Below are 16,300 nucleotides of genomic sequence, written 5' to 3' on the forward strand. Positions count from 1 at the left end.
ATAGAGTCTCTTTCAATATTTTTTTGAAAAAGGAAGGGCCATGCTGCGCCTCGATGATCTGCAGTTGTTCGTGCGCACGGCCGAGCTGGGTAGCCTGTCCGCCGCCGCCCGCGAACTGGACTGCTCGCCCGCCGTGGCCAGCGCGGCGCTCAAGCGTCTGGAGCGGCAGGTGCAGGCGCGTCTGTTGCTGCGCTCGACCCGCAGCCTGCGCCTGACCCTGGAAGGCGAGCAGTACCTGAACCATGCGCGGGCGGCGCTGGCCAGCCTGGAGGCAGGGCGCCAGCAGCTGGCCGGCGGGCGTGATCGGCTGGATGGCGTGCTGCAGCTGGCCGCGCCGTCGGATTTCGGCCGCAATGTCTTGCTGCCCTGGCTCGACGAGTTTCAGGCCGAGCACCCGCAGCTCGACCTGCGTCTGCTGCTCAGCGATCGTGTGACCGACCTGCTGCGTCAGCCGGTGGACTTGGCCCTGCGCTATGGCGCGCCGGAGGACTCCAGCCTGGTGGCCTTGCCCGTGGCCAGCGGCAACCGCCGGGTGCTGTGCGCGGCGCCCGGCTACCTGATGCGGCATGGCACGCCACAGCAGCTGGACGATCTGCGCCGGCACAACTGCCTGCAATACATGCTCGGCGGGCGGGTGCATGAGCGCTGGAGTTTCACCCAGGGCAAGCAGGTTCAGGTGCTGGCGGTGAGCGGCAACCGGGTCAGCGACGACGCCGATGTGGTGCGGCGCTGGGCCGTGGCGGGGCAGGGCCTGGTGTACAAGTCCTGGCTCGACGTAGCCGGTGATGTGGCGGCGGGACGCTTACAGGTCGTGCTGGCCGACTGGCTGGGTGAGCCGACCCCGCTCAACCTGATCTGCGCCCACCGTGACCAGCTCAGCCAGCCGGTGCGGCTGCTGCGCGAGTTTCTCCAGACACGCTGTGTCGAGGTGCTGCGCCAGGCGCCGTGGGGCGCGGCGAAATAGTTGTAGGCTGCGGGCCGGCGGCCAGGCCTGTGCCGTGTTGCTCAGGGCTTGCGCGCCAGCAGCACGGCGCGGGTCGGCGCCGGCAGGCCTTCGACGGTGCGGCTGTGGTCGGCCGGGTCGAGGAATTCGGGGAGCGACTGGTAACGCATCCAGTCGGTGCTGCGTTGTTCCTCGACACTGGTGGTGGAGACATCCACGCAGCGCACGTCGACGAAGCCGGCGCGGCGCAGCCACAGCTCCAGCGCCGGCACCGAGGGCAGGAACCAGACGTTGCGCATCTGCGCGTAGCGGTCCTCGGGCACCAGTACCTGCTGGTTGTCACCTTCGACCACCAGGGTTTCCAGCACCAGTCCGCCACCGCGCAGCAGCTTGTCCTTGAGGTCGAGTAGGTGGTCGATGGGTGAACGGCGGTGGTAGAGCACGCCCATGGAGAACACGGTATCGAAGCCTTCCAGCTTGGCCGGCAATTCTTCCAGGGCCAGTGGCAGATGCCAGGCCGGCGACTCGGGCAGGTAGTTTTTCACCGCGAGGAACTGGTTGAGGAACAGCCAGTTGGGATCGACACCGACCACGGCCCTGGCGCCGGCGCCGAGCATGCGCCACATGTAGTAGCCGTTGCCGCAGCCGACATCGAGGATGCGCTTGCCGGCCAGGTCGAGATGCGGAGCGACGCGTGACCATTTCCAGTCCGAACGCCATTCGGTGTCGAGGTGTACGTCGAACAGGTGGAAGGGACCCTTGCGCCAGGGAATCAGGCCCTGCAGGGCACTTTTCAGCGCGGCGCGGGAGGTGTCGTCGCAGGCACCGCGCAGGCGCAGTTCGTCGCGCAGTTCGATGTGTTCGGCCGTGAGCGGCGGCAGCGCCTCAACGGCGGCGTACCAGCGCGCCAGGTCGCCATGGCCGATGGCCAGTTTGGCGTCGAGCTGGGCGGGCAGGTCGGCGGCCCAGTCTTGCAGCGGCGTGCTGCCCAGTTCTTGTTGCAGGGCGTCGAGGTCGAGGCGGCGAAAAATCATGGCAGGGCAATCAGCGAGGCGAAGTTGAGGCACTGGAACCAGGGCACGACTTTGGAGAAGCCAGCGGCCAGCAGGCGCTCGCGATGCTGCTCCAGGCTGTCCGGCTTCATCACGTTCTCGATGGCGCTGCGCTTCTGGGCGATTTCCAGCTCGCTGTAGCCGTTGGCGCGTTTGAAGGCCAGGTGCAGATCGCCCAGCAGCTCGTGCTCGGCTGGGTCTTCGAAGCGCAGCTTTTCCGAGAGGATCAGTGCGCCGCCGGGCAGCAGGGTTTGGCGAATGCGGCTGAGCAGTTCAAGACGCTGCTCGGGGGCGATGAACTGCAGGGTGAAGTTCAGCGCCACCAGCGAGGCGGGCTGGAAGTCCAGGCTGAGGATGTCCGCCTCGATCACCTGCACCGGCAGCAGCTCCTGGAACATGGCGTCCTGGGCGTGCAGGTATTCGCTGCAGCGTTCGACCATGGCGTGGGAGTTGTCCACCGCGATCACCCGGCAGCCGTCGCTGCGCACATGGCGGCGCAGGGCCTGAGTTACTGCGCCGAGGGAGCAGCCGAGGTCGTACAGCACCGAGTTGGGCTGGGCGAATTGCCCGGCCAGCACGCCGAGGTTCTCGACAATGGTCGGGTAGCCCGGCACCGAGCGCTTGATCATGTCCGGAAAGACCTTGGCCACGTCCTCGTTGAAGACGAAGTCGGGTACCTGTTCCAGAGGCTGGGCAAAGATGCGGTCGGGAGTCTGTTTCACGGGGCTGGGGTCGGCGGTTCAAAGGCCGGCATTCTAGCCAAGAGCGTGGCGAGGCCCAACCATCATCACTTCAGCTGGTCGGAAAAGAACTCGCCGGCGCCCTGCAGCGGGCCCAGCGGGTTGCGCTTGACCTCGTAGCGGCGAATGTTCGGCTCGCCATTGCTGACCTTGTGCACCAGAGTGTCGTCGACCAGTACGAACACGGCACGGAAGGCCCAGCCCTGCAGCTCGCGCTTCTTGCGGAAATTGAACACATCGGCCCAGAAACTACCGACGCGCTGAGTATCAGTTTTGTTGAAATCGAAGGCGTAGCCGATGCAGCGATCCTTGGCTTCCAGGCATTTGAGCAGGCCGTCCGGCAGGTACTCGATGGGGACGTTGGGCTGCACGAACATCACCCGCAGGTCGATGAACGAGAGCATCTTGCCGTTGCCCTGGCTCAGCGGGTCGAAGCCCAGGGAGAACAGTTCCGAGCGCGTGGTTTTGCCCGGCTGGGCCTGGGAGTAGCGGATTTCGGCATCCAGGTAGTCGTTGAACGGTGAGAGCACTTCGGCGCGCTCGCTGGGTAACAGGCTGCCGCAACCGGCGAGCAGCGATGGGAGGAGGAGCAGCGTAATCCAGCGGGTACTGCGCATGACGGACTCCTTATGTCTGAACCGCTTTCTCTCTATAGTCGATTTGGCGCCGGGCTGCCGTCCGTATCTTGAAGTCTGTGACGTGGCCAGGCGCAGCGGGAGCTACCGTCGCGAGCGAGGGCGCAGGGCCAGCACCGAGGCGGCGATGCCGAGTTGCCCCAGCCAGTAGGTGAGGATGATGGCGTAGCGGGCGCTCTCGAACGGCGCGACGAAGCGGTTGAGGCCGATCAGGCTGTCCGACAGCACGAACAGCGCTGCGCCGACCGCCGCCAGCCAGGCCGAACTGCTGGCAATCCCAGGCGTCCCCAGGCGAGCGAGGGCGCGCCACAGCATGCAGCCGATGGCCAGGCTGTACAGCGCCACGGGCAGCAGCAGGGGGCCCAGCCCGGCACTGGCCAACAGGGCGAACATGCTGCCAGCCGCCACAGCGGCGATCAGCAGGGCGCCAGGCGCCAGGCGGCGGCTGTCGCCCAGATAGGCCACCAGATAGGCCAGGTGGGCGAGCAGGAAGGCACCCAGGCCGAAGACGAACAGATCCGCCGGCCACTCCAGCAGCATGTCTCCCAGCAGGGAAAAGCCCAGGCCGATGGCGACCCAGTTGCGATAGGTGGAGGCTGGTGCGCTGCGCAGCCACAGCAGCAGGCAGACTACCGGCAGGGGTTTGCTGAGCAATGTCAGCCACTTGAGTTCGAGGTGCAGGCCGAGCAGGAACAGGCCGACACCGGCCAGGGCGAGCAGGCAGAGGAACAGGCGCATGTGGTTATCTCTTGTTGTTGTAGGCGCCGATTATTTCCCGCTCATGGTCTGTTCGCCTGGCGCGGGATGCCAGTACGCCCAGCCTATGGCGCCATCAGCGTGCGCTGAGTGGGCAGTCGATGACCTTGGCCGGCGCCACTTCCACTTCCCAGGGGCGGCGGTATTCCATCAGCAGGCGGCCGTCGCCTTTCTGGTAGACCTCGTAGCGCCAGGTGGACTTGCCGGCGCCGCCGACTACACCGGCGTCTTCCGGTGTGGTGTACACCTCCGGACCGAGGCTGCGCAGCACGCCCGGTGCGGCGTCGGCCACCACCCAGCGGAAACCGGTGGTGGGGTTGCTCGGCAGGCTGATGGTGAGGGTCTGACCCTTGCGCAGATCCATCGGGCAGTTGCCCAACTGTTTCTCCTGCAGGATCGCGCTACCAGGCTGGCTGGAGCAGGCCGCCAGCAGGGTGAGGCTGGCGGGAAGCAGCAGGCGTTGAGCGAGGTTCATGGCGGGCTCCTGTTGTGCGCAAACCCGCACAGCATAGCGGTTGAATCGACCCGTGGGCGAGGTGCGCATGCGCCTGCCCGCAGGTGTCAGTCGAACAGCACCTTGGCCACGTCGCTGTAGCGCTTGGCGAAGTGCACGGTGATGCCTTCTTTCAGGTAGTCCGGCAGCTCAGCGAAGTCGCCACGGTTGGCCTCCGGCAGGATCAGCTCGAAGATCTTCTGCCGGCGCGCAGCGATGACCTTCTCGCGCACGCCACCGATGGCCAGCACCTGGCCGGTCAGGGTCAGTTCGCCAGTCATGGCCACGCCTTGCTTCGGCGCCTGCTGGCGCGCCAGGGACAGCAGGGTGCTGGCCATGCTGATGCCGGCGCTGGGGCCGTCCTTGGGCGTGGCGCCTTCCGGTACGTGCAGGTGGACGAAGGCCTGGTCGAAATAGCCGGGGCTGCCGCCGTAGTGCGGCAAGTTGGCGGCGATGTAGCTGTAGGCGATCTCCGCCGACTCCTTCATCACCTCACCCAGCTGGCCGGTGAGTTTGAAGCCGCGGTTAAGGCTGTGGATGTGCGTGGCTTCAATGGGCAGGGTGGCGCCGCCCATGCTGGTCCAGGCCAGGCCGGTGATCACGCCGATGCCGCGGAGCACCTGCTCGCTGCGGAAATGCGGCATGCCCAGGTAGGCCTCCAGATCCTTGGGGCCGATCTTCACCTTGCTGTCCGGCGCGTCGAGCAGCTTGACCACGGCCTTGCGTACCAGCTTGCCGAGCTGCTTCTCCAGCTGGCGCACGCCGGCCTCGCGGGCATAGCCCTCGATTACCGCCTTGAGCGCGGCGTCGCTGATGCTCAGCTGACTCTTCTTGACCCCGGCCTTTTCCAGCTGACGCGGCCACAGGTGTTTCTTGGCAATGGCCAGTTTTTCCTCGGTGATGTAGCCGGACAGGCGGATCACCTCCATGCGGTCGAGCAGCGGGCCGGGGATGGAGTCGAGGGTGTTGGCGGTGCAGACGAACAGCACCTTGGACAGGTCCAGGCGCAGGTCCAGGTAGTGGTCGAGAAACTCGACGTTCTGCTCGGGGTCGAGGGTTTCCAGCAGCGCCGAGGCCGGGTCGCCCTGGTAGCTGGCGCCCATCTTGTCGATCTCGTCGAGCATGATCACCGGGTTCATCACCTCGACTTCCTTGAGCGCCTGCACCAGCTTGCCGGGCAGGGCGCCGATGTAGGTGCGGCGGTGGCCCTTGATTTCTGCCTCGTCGCGCATGCCGCCGACGCTGAAGCGGTAGAACGGCCGGCCCAGGCTCTCCGCGATGGATTTGCCGATGCTGGTCTTGCCCACGCCGGGCGGGCCGACCAGCAACACGATGCTGCCGGCGATCTCGCCCTTGAACGCGCCGACGGCGAGGAATTCGGTGATGCGCGCCTTGATGTCGTCCATGCCGGCGTGGTGCTTGTCCAGCACCTTGCGCGCATGGCCGAGGTCGAGCTTGTCCTGGCCGAGCACACCCCAGGGCAGGCTGGTGGCCCAGTCCAGGTAATTGCGGGTGACGGCGTATTCCGGCGAGCCGGTTTCGAGGATCGCGAGCTTGCCCAGCTCTTCGTCGATGCGTTTGCGTGCCTGTTCGGACAGGGTCTTGCCCTGCAGACGGGCGCGGAATTCGTCGCTGTCGGCGCTGCGGTCGTCCTTGCTCAGGCCCAGCTCCTGCTGGATGACCTTGAGCTGTTCCTTGAGGAAAAACTGCCGCTGGTGCTCGCCGATCTTGCGGTTGACCTCGGCGGACAGCTCGTTCTGCAGGCGCGCCACTTCCACTTCCTTGCGCAGTAGCGGCAGAACCTTCTCCATGCGCCGCAGAATCGGCACACAGTCCAGCACCTCCTGCAACTCGGCCGCCGGTGCGGTGGTGAGGGCAGCGGCGAAGTCGGTCAGCGGCGACGGATCATTCGGGCCGAAACGGTTGAGGTAGTTCTTCAGTTCCTCGCTGTACAGCGGGTTGAGCGGCAGCAGCTCCTTGATCGCGTTGATCAGCGCCATGGCATAGGCCTTGACCTCGTCGCGCGGGTCATCGGCGCTGCGCGGGTACTCCACTTCGGCCAGGTAGGGCGGGCGATGGCGCTTGAGCCAGCCACGTATGCGCACTCGGGTCAGCCCCTGGGCGACGAACTGCAGCTTGCCGTCTTCACGGCTGACGTGGTGCAGGCGCACCAGGGTGCCGTGCTCGGGCAGGCTGGCGGTGTCGAAGTGGCGCGGGTCGGTCACCGGCTGGTCGACGTAGAACAGTGCCAGGCTCTTGTGCTCGGTGTTGGCCACCAGCTCCAGGGTTTCTGCCCAGTGTTCCTCGTTGACGATCACCGGCAGCACCTGGGCCGGGAAGAACGGGCGGTTGTGGATGGGCAGGATGTACAGTTTGTCCGGCAGGCGTTCGGCGGCCAGTACCAGCCCGGTGGCGTGTTCTTGCGAGTCCTGATCGTTCATGGAGCACCTTTGTCTGCACTGTTCAGTGCTAGATGGGGCGGTGCTCCGGGGTTTTCAACCGAGGATCTGCTGGTGCGCGGGCAGGCTCTGCAGGCGTTGCTCGATCACCGGGGTGAGCAGGGCAAAACAGTCGGCCGGGCCGAGGCGGGTGGTCTGCGCTTCGATCAGCTCGGCGCTCAGGCGCTGCAGCAAGGCCTGCAGTTGCTGGTCTGCATCGCTGGCGGCGATCTGCAGGCAGAGCTTGCGCATCTGTTCCTGCAGCACGGGCGGGCACTTGTCGTAGTTGGCCGCCCGCACGGCCAGGCCGCGCAGGCGGGCCAGGTCTTCGAGATTGCGGCAGGCCAGGGCCAGGCCCTGAATGCCGTTGTGCTGCAGGCGAGCCTCCAGCTGCTCGATGACCTGCAACAGCTCGGCGATCACCTGGCTGTGGGCGTCGAAATCGGCGGGCTTCATGCGCAGGCGCGGCCACTCTTGGTGAAGCGGCGCCAGTTCCAGGCTTTCTCCGGGCCAGTTCAGCCACAGCTGATCGAGCTGGCGGGCCAGGGCATTGCGTTGGCTGACGCTGGCGACGTCGTACTGGGCGCCGAGGCCGCGATGCTTTTGCAGGGCGCGCAGCAGCTCCAGGCTGCGCTGCAGGCACTGGCCCTGCAATTCATTGAGGGTGGCGCGGTGAAGCTGGCTGGCCCGGCGGGTCAGCAGCTGGCCCAGTACCAGCAGGGCGATACCCAGGCCAACGGCGAAAAACAGTTCGGGGCTCATGCGGTTTGGCTCATCGGGGTGGTGACTGGATCAAGCAAGTCCTTTGCCAGCTTCTCCGGGCTGTTCGCCAGCGCGCGCCGTTCAGTGCCTGGATCGGCTGCGTGGCTTGCTCGGCAGTCGCGCTGGCTTGAGACGACTGACAGGCAGCCTCTGCGGTGGTCGAGGCTGCGCATATCGTTGCTCAGGCTTTGTGCGCCCAGGCGTTAGGGCTCACTCATTTGGTGCGTGTGCGCGAAAGCCTGCAGGGCTTGCTCGTGAAGGCCACCGATGTACGGGTGTGCGGCAAGGCGTGGGCAGCGCTGCAGGCCGGCGGTATTGGGTGACCGAGGCGAAGCAGGGTGGAGAGCAAGGCGGTTGGTGTCACTCGTCGCAACCCATGTTGTTTCAGGGTGCAACCCGGTAAAGTGCGCGCTTGTCCTTTGCCGGTATGCCGAGATGCTTGCAGCGCGCCTGATGCGCCTGGATGACCAGGCCCACGTCCATGCTCATGATCACCATCAGCTGGTGCTGTCGCTGGCCGGGCGCGCCGAGTTCGAGGTAGACGGGCGCGGCGGCGAGGTGTGCCGCATGCGTGCCTGCCTGGTGCCGGGGGATGCCGCCCATGAATTCGCCGGCGTGGGCGACAACCGCATGCTGATCCTCGATCTGGACGGGCGTGGCACACCGGCCGAAGACCTCAGCCTGCTGGCCGAGCTCTTCGAAAGCCCGCGTTACCCCACCCTGGATGCCGACTTCCAGCACTTGCTGAGCTATGCCGGTGCCGAGCTGGCTCGCTATGGCAGCGATGTGCATCTGGCCCGTGCGTTGGGTGGCGTGTTGTTGCGGGCCCTGCACTTGCGTGTGTTCGGCCAGGGCCGCAAGCAACCCGTGGCCAGCCTGGATGTGGCCCGGCTGGATGCCTACATCGCCGAACACATGGCGCGGCGTATCACGGTGGTCGAGCTGGCCCAGGTGGCCTGCCTGAGTCCCAGCCATTTCCACGCCCAGTTCAAGGACAGTGTCGGCCTGACTCCGCATCAGTACCTGCTCAAGACCCGCCTCGACCACGCCGCGCGCCTGCTGCGCGAGAGCCCGCTGGCGCTGGTGCGGATCGCTGAAGAGTGTGGCTTTTCCAGCCAGAGTGCGCTGACCACCGCCATGCGCCGCTATATGGGGCTGACGCCCAAGCGGTTGCGCGGTTTATAGGGGGTAGGGCGGCAGTCCGCCTTGACCGCGACTCTCCGGGGCGTGTGATCGAGTCGTCGCGGCCAAGGCCCCTCCTATGAGTTCAGTCTCCGGTCGCCACCGGCCTTGTCGGGTCGGTGATCCACTCGCTCCACGAGCCGGCGTACAGCGGTGCCAGCGGGTAGCCGGCCAGGCTCATGGCAAACAGGTTGTGACAGGCGGTGACGCCCGAGCCGCAGTAAGCCACCAGCGCTTCAACCGGTCGATGGCCGCGCAGGGCGTCGAAGCGTGCGCGTAGCTGTTCGGCGGGCAGGAAGCGGCCATCGGCACCCAGGTTGTCGGTGAACACCGCGCACTGGGCGCCGGGAATATGCCCGGCCACCGGGTCGAGTGGTTCCACTTCGCCCTTGAAACGGGGCAGGGCGCGGGCGTCCAGCAAGGTCAGCTCCGCGCTGCCCAGGCGCTGCTGCAGCGCGCTGGCGTTGAGCAGCAAGCGATGGTCGGCCTGGCCGCTGAAGTGGCCAGGCGCTACGGCAGGTTGTTGCGTATCAACCGGCAGGCCGGCTTCTTTCCAGGCTTTTAGGCCACCATCGAGCAGGTAAACACCCTCGCGTTTGCCCAGCCAGGCCAGCAGCCACCAGGCGCGTGCAGCGAAGGCGCCGGGCGCGTCGTCGTAGAGCACCACCGGCGAGTCGTTGCTGATGCCCCAGGCGCGTAGTTTTTCCACCAGATCGTTGGCGTCCGGCAGCGGGTGGCGGCCGGTCACGCCCTTGCTGACCGGGCCGGACAGGTCTTTTTCCAGGTCGGCGAAGCGGGCGCCGGGGATATGCCCTTCGGCATAGCTGCGGGCGCCGTAATCCGGGGCGTCCAGGGCGAAACGGCAGTCGAGGATCACCAGCGTCGGGTCATCCAGGCGGGCCTGCAGCTGATCGGCACTGATCAATTGGGCGAGCGGCATGGGAACTCCTGTGTCGAATTCGGGACTATGGGCATCATAAGAACACGCGCACGACCTGTCGTGCCTATGAAGAGAAGCGCTCCCAGCCCTGTCGGCGAGCGCCAGACGAGGAAGTATCCATGTCCGGCCTGCACCCTGTCATTGAAAGTGCCAACCTGGCGCGCCGCATCGGCGTGATCCTGGGCTCGGCGCTGGTCACTCTGTACTACTGCAGCAAAGTGCTGTTGCGTGCCCTCTGCGGGCGGTTGAAGCGCGCCGATATCGATCGTTATACCCGGCGCTGGTCGGGGCTGTTGCTGCGCCTGGTGCGCATGAACCTGAGCGTGCATGGCCAGGTTCCGGATTTTCGCGACGGTCGCCGCTACATTCTGCTCAGCACCCACGCCAGTCACTACGACATTCCCGCCACCTTTGCCGCGATGCCGGGGTCGATCCGTATGCTGGCGAAGAAGGAGCTGTTCGGCATTCCGGTGTTCGGTGCGGCGATTCGCGCGGCTGAGTTCCCCTCGGTAGATCGGCACAATCGCCAGCAGGCGCTGCAGGACCTGGACAAGGCCAAACGCATGATGGAAAGCGGTATCGTTCTCTGGGCCGCTCCGGAAGGCACGCGCTCCAGGGACGGCCAGCTGCTGCCGTTCAAGAAGGGCTGCTTCCACCTGGCCCTGGACACCAATGCGATCATCCTGCCCATCGCCTTTCGTGGCATTCATGATGTGCTGCCGGCCCGTACCTGGCGCTTCAATCTGGGCAAGCCGGTGCAGCTCCACATCGGCCGGCCGATCGACACCAGTCGCTACAGCCCTGAGCAGTTGCCCGAGCTGATGGCACAGACCCGCCAGAGCATGCAGGAGTTGCTGGGCGATACGATCCAGCAGGCGCCCAGCCCTTCGTTCACTCAGCAGCCAGCCTGAGCCCGGATGCAATCCGGGTTACGCCTACGGGATTAGCCTTACGCCTTGCTGGAGCTGGCTGAACGATAAGCTGCACCTATAACGAAGAAGCCCGCCGAAAGGCGGGCTTCTTCAGTTGCGGGGCAGTCAGCGAATCTTCAGCTTGCCGATACGGTCGTTGTCCAGGCTGCCCAGGTACAGGTAATCGCCCACCGGCTTGACCGAAGTGACCATGCGCAGGTGGGTGCCGCTGGTGTCGTGCAGGCTCTGCACGATCTCACCTTTCTCGTTGAGGGCGATGGCCAGGCCATAGGAGGCCGGCTTCGGCCACAGCGCACGTGGCAGCTTGGCCAGCTGGGCCTTGATCCAGGGCTGGTTCTGCAGGAAGTCGGCGTCGCCCTTGCGCGGGGTCGGCAGGGCCACCCAGAAGGTGCCGGCACGGTCGCCTTGCAGGTTGTCCGGCATGCCCGGCAGGTTGTCTGCGAAGATCTCGTGGGTGCCGGCCCTGTCGCCCTTCAGCCAGTAGCGCTGGATGCGGTAGCGGTAGGTCTCGTTGACCAGCACGAAGTCCTCGTTCTGCGACAGCGCCACGCCGTTGGCGAAGTACAGGTCCTTGAGCAGCACTTGTGTCTTGCCGCTGGCCGGGTCGAACACCAGCAGGCGCCCATAGGGGCGACCTTCGAGCAGGTCGAGCAGGTAGTCCGGCTGCTGGAACTTGCTGGAGGCGTCGGTGAAGTAGATGCGCCCGTCGCTGGCGATGTCGAGGTCGTCGGTGAAGGCGAAGGGCACGCCCTCGGCCTCGGTGGCCAGTACGCTGATCTTGCCGGCCGGGTCGATGCTGAGCAGGCCCTTGTATGCATCGGCGACGATCAGGTTGCCCTGGGCGTCGAAGTCCATGCCCAGCGGGCGACCACCGGTGCTGACGAAGGTTTCCACCTGGCCGTCGGTGATGCGGATGACCCGCCCGTCATGCAGGCCGCCATAGACCCGCCCCTGGGCGTCTACTGCGGTATCTTCCGGGCCGTGGATCTGCCCTTTGCCGAGCAGCTCGGCTTTCATCAGGGTGTCGTTGGGTTCCAGCACACCGGTCATTTTCGGGGCAGGGTCGGGCTGCCAGGCCAGCGGCTCGATGGGACTGGGGGTGACTGCGAGATAGGCTGCGGCCGCGACAAGGATCAGCGCCAGCAAACCCAGGAGCTTCTTCATTGTTGTTCTTCCTTGTGGTGAGGTGGCGGCAGTGTACACGTGCCGGCCATGCGGGGCGTGAATGCCCCGCATCAGCGCCGGGCATATATACTGCGCGGCATTGCCGAAGGAGAGCCGCGTGGCTATCGATATTCAATGGATCCTCGACGACGCCAGCCTGGCGCGTCACTGCGCCGAGTGGCGACAACTGCCCTACGTTGCCCTCGATACCGAATTCATGCGGGTCGATACCTTCTATCCGATTGCCGGCCTGCTGCAGGTTGGTGATGGCCAACGCGCCTACCTGATCGACCCGCTCGAAGTGAAGGATTGGACGCCGTTCGCCGAGCTGCTGGAAGACCCGGCGGTAACCAAGGTGCTGCATTCCTGCAGCGAGGACCTGGAAGTATTCCTGCGCCTAACCGGCGCGCTGCCGGCGCCGCTGTTCGACACCCAGTTGGCGGCCGGTTACCTCGGTATCGGCTTTTCCATGGGCTATTCGCGCCTGGTGCAGGCCGTGCTGAACATCGAGCTGCCCAAGGGCGAGACGCGTTCCGACTGGCTGCAGCGCCCGCTCTCCGAAACCCAGGTCAGCTACGCGGCCGAGGATGCCGTGCACCTGGCCGAGCTGTACCAGGCGCTGCAGCCGCAGCTGTCTGCCGACAAGCTGGCTTGGCTGCTGGAAGACGGCGCCGAGCTGGTGAGCAACCTGCGCCGCGAGATCGACCCGGACGAGGCCTATCTGGAAGCCAAGCTGGCCTGGAAGCTGTCGCCCCAGCAACTCGCCGTGCTGCGCGCCCTGTGCGCCTGGCGTGAGCGTCAGGCACGGGCGCGCAACCAGCCGCGCAATCGCATTCTGCGCGAGCATTCGCTGTGGCCGCTGGCGCGTTTCCAGCCGGACAACACGGTGGCCCTGGCGCGCATCGAGGACATGCACCCGCGCACCGTGCGCCAGGATGGTGAGACCATTCTCAAGCTGATCCGCGAAGCTGCCGCGCTGCCGCCCGAACAATGGCCCGAGCCATTGCCTATGCCGTTGCCGATCGAGGCCGGCGCTTTGCTGAAGAAGCTGCGTGCTGTCGGCCAGCGCGAGGCCGAGCGCCTGCACATGGCCCCCGAGCTGATGCTGCGCAAGAAATCCCTGGAAGCCCTGCTCAAGAGCGGCTTCCCCAACGGCCCATGGACGCTGCCGGACAACCTGCGCGGCTGGCGCCGCGAACTGATGGGTCAAGCCCTGCTGGACGTACTGCAATGAAGAAGATCTGCTCCATCTACAAGAGCCCGCGCAAGAACGAGATGTACCTCTATGTGCTCAAGGCCGATGCCCTCAAGCGCGTACCGGAGGGCCTGCTGGCCGCCTTCGGCGCCCCGCAGCTGTGCTTCGAGATGATCCTCACGCCGGAGAAGCAACTGGCCCGCGAGGACATTACCCAGGTACTGGAAAACCTCGATAAGCAGGGTTACCACCTGCAGATGCCGCCGCCCGAGGACGACTACATCGAGCACCTGCCGGAAGAACTGCTGCGCCGCAACGACCCGGTCTGATGCGCATCCTGCTGCTGGAGCGTGACCAGGCCCAGTATCTGGCGCTACTACAGGCGGCGAATGCCGAGCTGGAGTTGTGCACGGACACCGCGCAGGCCGCCAGCTGCCCGGTGTGGCTGGCCGAGCCGGACCTGGCCGTGCCACTGCTGCGTCAGGGCCTGCGCCCGGTCTGGCTGCAATCCACCTGGGCCGGCATCACGCCGTTGCTGGCTCATGACCTGCCGCGCGATTACCGGCTAAGCCGGGCGGTGGGCATCTTCGGTCAGGTCATGGCCGAATACGTGCTGACCTACCTGCTGGCCCACCGTCGGCGCCTGTTGCCACGTCTGGCCAGCCAGGTGGCGCAGCAGTGGGATAACCAGGCGCCGCCCAGCCTGCGGGGTTGCCGAGTGTTGATCGTCGGGGCTGGCGCTATCGGTAGCGAGGTGGCGCGCCTGTTGGTGCCCTTTGGCGTGGAGCTGCGTGGCATTGCCCGCGAGCCGCGCAAGATCGCCCCCTTCGCTGAGGTGCATGGCCTGCAGGATTTGCCCGAGCAGGCGGCCTGGGCCGATTGCCTGGTCAACCTGCTGCCGGATACGCCGGCCAGCAGGGATATCTACGATGCTGCGCTGTTCGCGCGCATGCGTCCCGAGGCGCTGTTCATCAATAGCGGGCGTGGCTCGGCGGTGGTCGAGACCGACCTGGTGCAGGCCCTGATCGCAGGCCAGTTGGCGGGCGCGGTGATCGATGTCTGTCGCGAGGAGCCGTTGCCGGCGGGGCACCCGTTCTGGGAGGCGCCGCGCCTGCTGCTGACCGGGCACAGCTCGGCGCCGACCGAGCCGGCCGCCATGGCCAGGCTGTTCCTCGACAACCTGCAGCGTTACCGTACCCACCAGGCGCTGCGCGGCGAGGTGAATTTCGCTCGCGGCTACTGACCGACAGCGCTTGGCCGCATTGCGGCCTGGGGCTAGACTGCCGCGCCTTTACCCGCTGTACTCATGATCATGGCCGCTATCGTTCAACCCTTCTGGAAACGCAAGACACTCGCCCAGCTCGATCAGGACGAGTGGGAGTCCCTGTGCGACGGCTGCGGCCTGTGCTGCCTGCAGAAGCTCGAAGACGAGGACGACGGCAGCGTCTACTACACGCGCATCGCCTGTAAATTGCTTGACCTGAAAACCTGTCGCTGCAGCGATTACCCCAATCGCCGCCAGCACGTGCCTGACTGCGTGCAGCTCACCCCGGCCCAGGCCGACCAATTCAAGTGGCTGCCGCCGACCTGTGCCTACCGCCTGGTCAGCGAGGGCAAGGATCTTCCCTTGTGGCACCACCTGGTCAGCGGCGACCCCGATGCCGTGCACCATGAACGCATTTCCCAGTCCGGTCGCATGCTCGCCGAAGGCAGCGTGGCCGAAGAAGACTGGGAGGATCATCTGATTTTTCGCGCCGGTTGAGTCTTTACCCTCGTCCAGTGTCCAAACCGATTCATTGTCATCCGCATGGAGCTTTACGATGCCTGCCCGCAAGCTGTTGACCGCTGCTTTTCTGCTGGGCTTGAGTTCGCCGTCATGGGCGGCCAAGCATGTCGATCTGGACTATCACGTACGTTTTTTGCCTGAGAGCGATCAGGCCGAGGTGCGCCTGACCCTGGAGAAGGGTGAAGCGGTGCACAGCTTCGCCTTCAACCTGGGCAGCAAGGGCTATTACAGTGATTTCACGGCCGACGGTGAGTGGCAGCAGGCCGGCCCTGAGAGCGCCATCTGGAAGCCGGCCAAAGGTAAGGCCAGCCTCAGCTACAAAGTGCGTGTCAGCCACGAACGCGACAACGGAACCTTCGACGCACGCATGACCCCGGACTGGGCTCTGCTGCGCGGCGACGATCTGGTGCCCAGCGCGCGCATGAACAGCGACGAAAAGTACGAGCTGGTGGCACGCCTGCAGTTCGAGCTGCCCAAGGGCTGGAACGGCGTCGAGACTGGCTGGCCGAAGATCGGCGACAACAAATTCCGTATCGACAACCCCAGCCGTAAGTTCGACCGCCCGACCGGCTGGATTCTGGCCGGCAAGATCGGCAGCCGCCGCGCTCAGCTGGGCGAAACCGACGTGACGGTAGCCGCGCCGGTCGGTGAGGGCATGCGTCGTATGGATATCCTCACCCTGTTGACCTTCGTCTGGCCCGAAGCGCAAGCGGTTTTTCCGCGCGATCCGGCCAAGCTGCTGATCGTCGGTGCTGGTGACCCCATGTGGCGGGGCGGCCTGTCGGCCCCCAACTCCTACTACTTCCAGGCCGAGCGTCCACTGGTCAGCGAGAATGGCACCAGCTCACTGGTGCACGAGCTGGTGCATGTGTTCAGTCGCATCAGCGACAAGGATAAAAGCGACTGGATCAGCGAGGGCCTGGCCGAGTACTACGCCATCGAGTTGGTACGCCGTGCCGGCGGCATGAGCGAGGATCGCTACCAGATCATCCGCAAGAAGCTGATGAAGTGGAGCAAGAAAGTCGGCAGCCTGCGAACCGAGCGTTCCAGCGGCCCGGTCACCGCCCGTGCGGTGCTGCTGTTGCAGGAGCTGGACCGGGAAATCCGCAAGGCCACCGACAATCAGCGCTCGCTGGACGACGTGACCCGGGGGCTGATGCGCCTGGACAAGGCCAGTACCCAGGACTTCATCGAGATCAGCGAGAACGTCATGGGCCGGGGCTCCGAGGTGCTCGACAGCAAGCTGCTGCGCTGATGCCCTGATGGCCCGAAACGCCCGCGT

Annotated in this window: 17 protein-coding genes; 8 read left to right on the forward strand and 9 right to left on the reverse strand. The window is 65.6% G+C overall.

Features of this window, described 5'->3' with window-relative positions:
• Positions 1–40: 40 nt before the first annotated feature.
• Positions 41–964 (forward strand): LysR family transcriptional regulator, encoded by a 924-nt coding sequence (locus ACF8C6_RS00660; RefSeq protein WP_392497547.1) that lies wholly within the window; start codon positions 41–43, stop codon positions 962–964.
• Between the two features lie 41 nt (positions 965–1,005).
• On the opposite strand, the gene cmoB is transcribed toward ACF8C6_RS00660, so the two are convergent.
• The 7 genes from cmoB to ACF8C6_RS00695 all read right to left on the reverse strand — a co-directional run bounded on the left by cmoB (position 1,006) and on the right by ACF8C6_RS00695 (position 7,819).
• Positions 1,006–1,977, reverse strand: a complete 972-nt coding sequence (gene cmoB / locus ACF8C6_RS00665) for a tRNA 5-methoxyuridine(34)/uridine 5-oxyacetic acid(34) synthase CmoB (RefSeq protein ID WP_392497548.1) — start codon at positions 1,975–1,977, stop codon at positions 1,006–1,008.
• Positions 1,974–2,717 (reverse strand): carboxy-S-adenosyl-L-methionine synthase CmoA, encoded by a 744-nt coding sequence (gene cmoA / locus ACF8C6_RS00670; protein WP_392497549.1) that lies wholly within the window; start codon positions 2,715–2,717, stop codon positions 1,974–1,976. Before cmoA ends, cmoB begins: the two co-directional genes overlap by 4 nt.
• A gap of 65 nt (positions 2,718–2,782) precedes the next feature.
• On the reverse strand, positions 2,783–3,352 hold the full coding sequence (locus ACF8C6_RS00675) for a hypothetical protein (RefSeq protein ID WP_392497550.1): 570 nt from the start codon (positions 3,350–3,352) through the stop codon (positions 2,783–2,785).
• Between the two features lie 102 nt (positions 3,353–3,454).
• On the reverse strand, positions 3,455–4,108 hold the full coding sequence (locus ACF8C6_RS00680; protein WP_392497551.1) for a lysoplasmalogenase: 654 nt from the start codon (positions 4,106–4,108) through the stop codon (positions 3,455–3,457).
• A gap of 94 nt (positions 4,109–4,202) precedes the next feature.
• Entirely contained in the window at positions 4,203–4,601 is a 399-nt protein-coding gene (locus ACF8C6_RS00685; protein ID WP_392497552.1) for a protease inhibitor I42 family protein, read from the reverse strand.
• A gap of 86 nt (positions 4,602–4,687) precedes the next feature.
• Positions 4,688–7,060, reverse strand: coding sequence for an endopeptidase La (gene lon, locus ACF8C6_RS00690; RefSeq protein ID WP_392497553.1), 2,373 nt, complete (start codon positions 7,058–7,060; stop codon positions 4,688–4,690).
• A gap of 54 nt (positions 7,061–7,114) precedes the next feature.
• Positions 7,115–7,819, reverse strand: coding sequence for a hypothetical protein (locus tag ACF8C6_RS00695; RefSeq protein ID WP_277689878.1), 705 nt, complete (start codon positions 7,817–7,819; stop codon positions 7,115–7,117).
• Positions 7,820–8,254: 435 nt separating this feature from the next.
• On the opposite strand from ACF8C6_RS00695, the gene ACF8C6_RS00700 reads away from it, so the two are divergent.
• Positions 8,255–9,004 (forward strand): AraC family transcriptional regulator, encoded by a 750-nt coding sequence (locus ACF8C6_RS00700; RefSeq protein ID WP_392497554.1) that lies wholly within the window; start codon positions 8,255–8,257, stop codon positions 9,002–9,004.
• Between the two features lie 82 nt (positions 9,005–9,086).
• Here the strand turns inward: ACF8C6_RS00700 and ACF8C6_RS00705 are convergent, their stop codons facing one another.
• Complete coding sequence (locus tag ACF8C6_RS00705) at positions 9,087–9,941, reverse strand: sulfurtransferase (protein WP_392497555.1); 855 nt, start codon at positions 9,939–9,941, stop codon at positions 9,087–9,089.
• Positions 9,942–10,060: 119 nt separating this feature from the next.
• On the opposite strand from ACF8C6_RS00705, the gene ACF8C6_RS00710 reads away from it, so the two are divergent.
• Positions 10,061–10,852, forward strand: coding sequence for a lysophospholipid acyltransferase family protein (locus ACF8C6_RS00710; RefSeq protein ID WP_392497556.1), 792 nt, complete (start codon positions 10,061–10,063; stop codon positions 10,850–10,852).
• Between the two features lie 126 nt (positions 10,853–10,978).
• On the opposite strand, the gene ACF8C6_RS00715 is transcribed toward ACF8C6_RS00710, so the two are convergent.
• Complete coding sequence (locus ACF8C6_RS00715) at positions 10,979–12,037, reverse strand: SMP-30/gluconolactonase/LRE family protein (RefSeq protein ID WP_392497557.1); 1,059 nt, start codon at positions 12,035–12,037, stop codon at positions 10,979–10,981.
• A 118-nt stretch (positions 12,038–12,155) separates the two neighbouring features.
• Between ACF8C6_RS00715 and rnd the strand changes: the two genes are divergently transcribed.
• The 5 genes from rnd to ACF8C6_RS00740 all read left to right on the forward strand — a co-directional run bounded on the left by rnd (position 12,156) and on the right by ACF8C6_RS00740 (position 16,273).
• Positions 12,156–13,271: a ribonuclease D gene (gene rnd, locus ACF8C6_RS00720; RefSeq protein WP_392497558.1), complete on the forward strand. Its 1,116-nt coding sequence runs from the start codon at positions 12,156–12,158 to the stop codon at positions 13,269–13,271.
• Positions 13,268–13,561, forward strand: coding sequence for a YcgL domain-containing protein (locus ACF8C6_RS00725; protein WP_277689872.1), 294 nt, complete (start codon positions 13,268–13,270; stop codon positions 13,559–13,561). The genes rnd and ACF8C6_RS00725 overlap by 4 nt, the downstream gene beginning before the upstream one ends.
• The gene (locus ACF8C6_RS00730) at positions 13,561–14,475 is read left to right on the forward strand and encodes a D-2-hydroxyacid dehydrogenase (RefSeq protein ID WP_392497559.1); all 915 of its coding nucleotides are present in this window, start codon (positions 13,561–13,563) and stop codon (positions 14,473–14,475) included. The genes ACF8C6_RS00725 and ACF8C6_RS00730 overlap by 1 nt, the downstream gene beginning before the upstream one ends.
• A 69-nt stretch (positions 14,476–14,544) precedes the next feature.
• Positions 14,545–14,994: a YcgN family cysteine cluster protein gene (locus ACF8C6_RS00735; protein WP_392497560.1), complete on the forward strand. Its 450-nt coding sequence runs from the start codon at positions 14,545–14,547 to the stop codon at positions 14,992–14,994.
• Between the two features lie 58 nt (positions 14,995–15,052).
• On the forward strand, positions 15,053–16,273 hold the full coding sequence (locus tag ACF8C6_RS00740; protein WP_392497561.1) for a hypothetical protein: 1,221 nt from the start codon (positions 15,053–15,055) through the stop codon (positions 16,271–16,273).
• Positions 16,274–16,300: the final 27 nt, after the last annotated feature.

The sequence above is a fragment of the Pseudomonas sp. zbq_18 genome (assembly GCF_043102245.1).
GTDB lineage: Bacteria > Pseudomonadota > Gammaproteobacteria > Pseudomonadales > Pseudomonadaceae > Aquipseudomonas.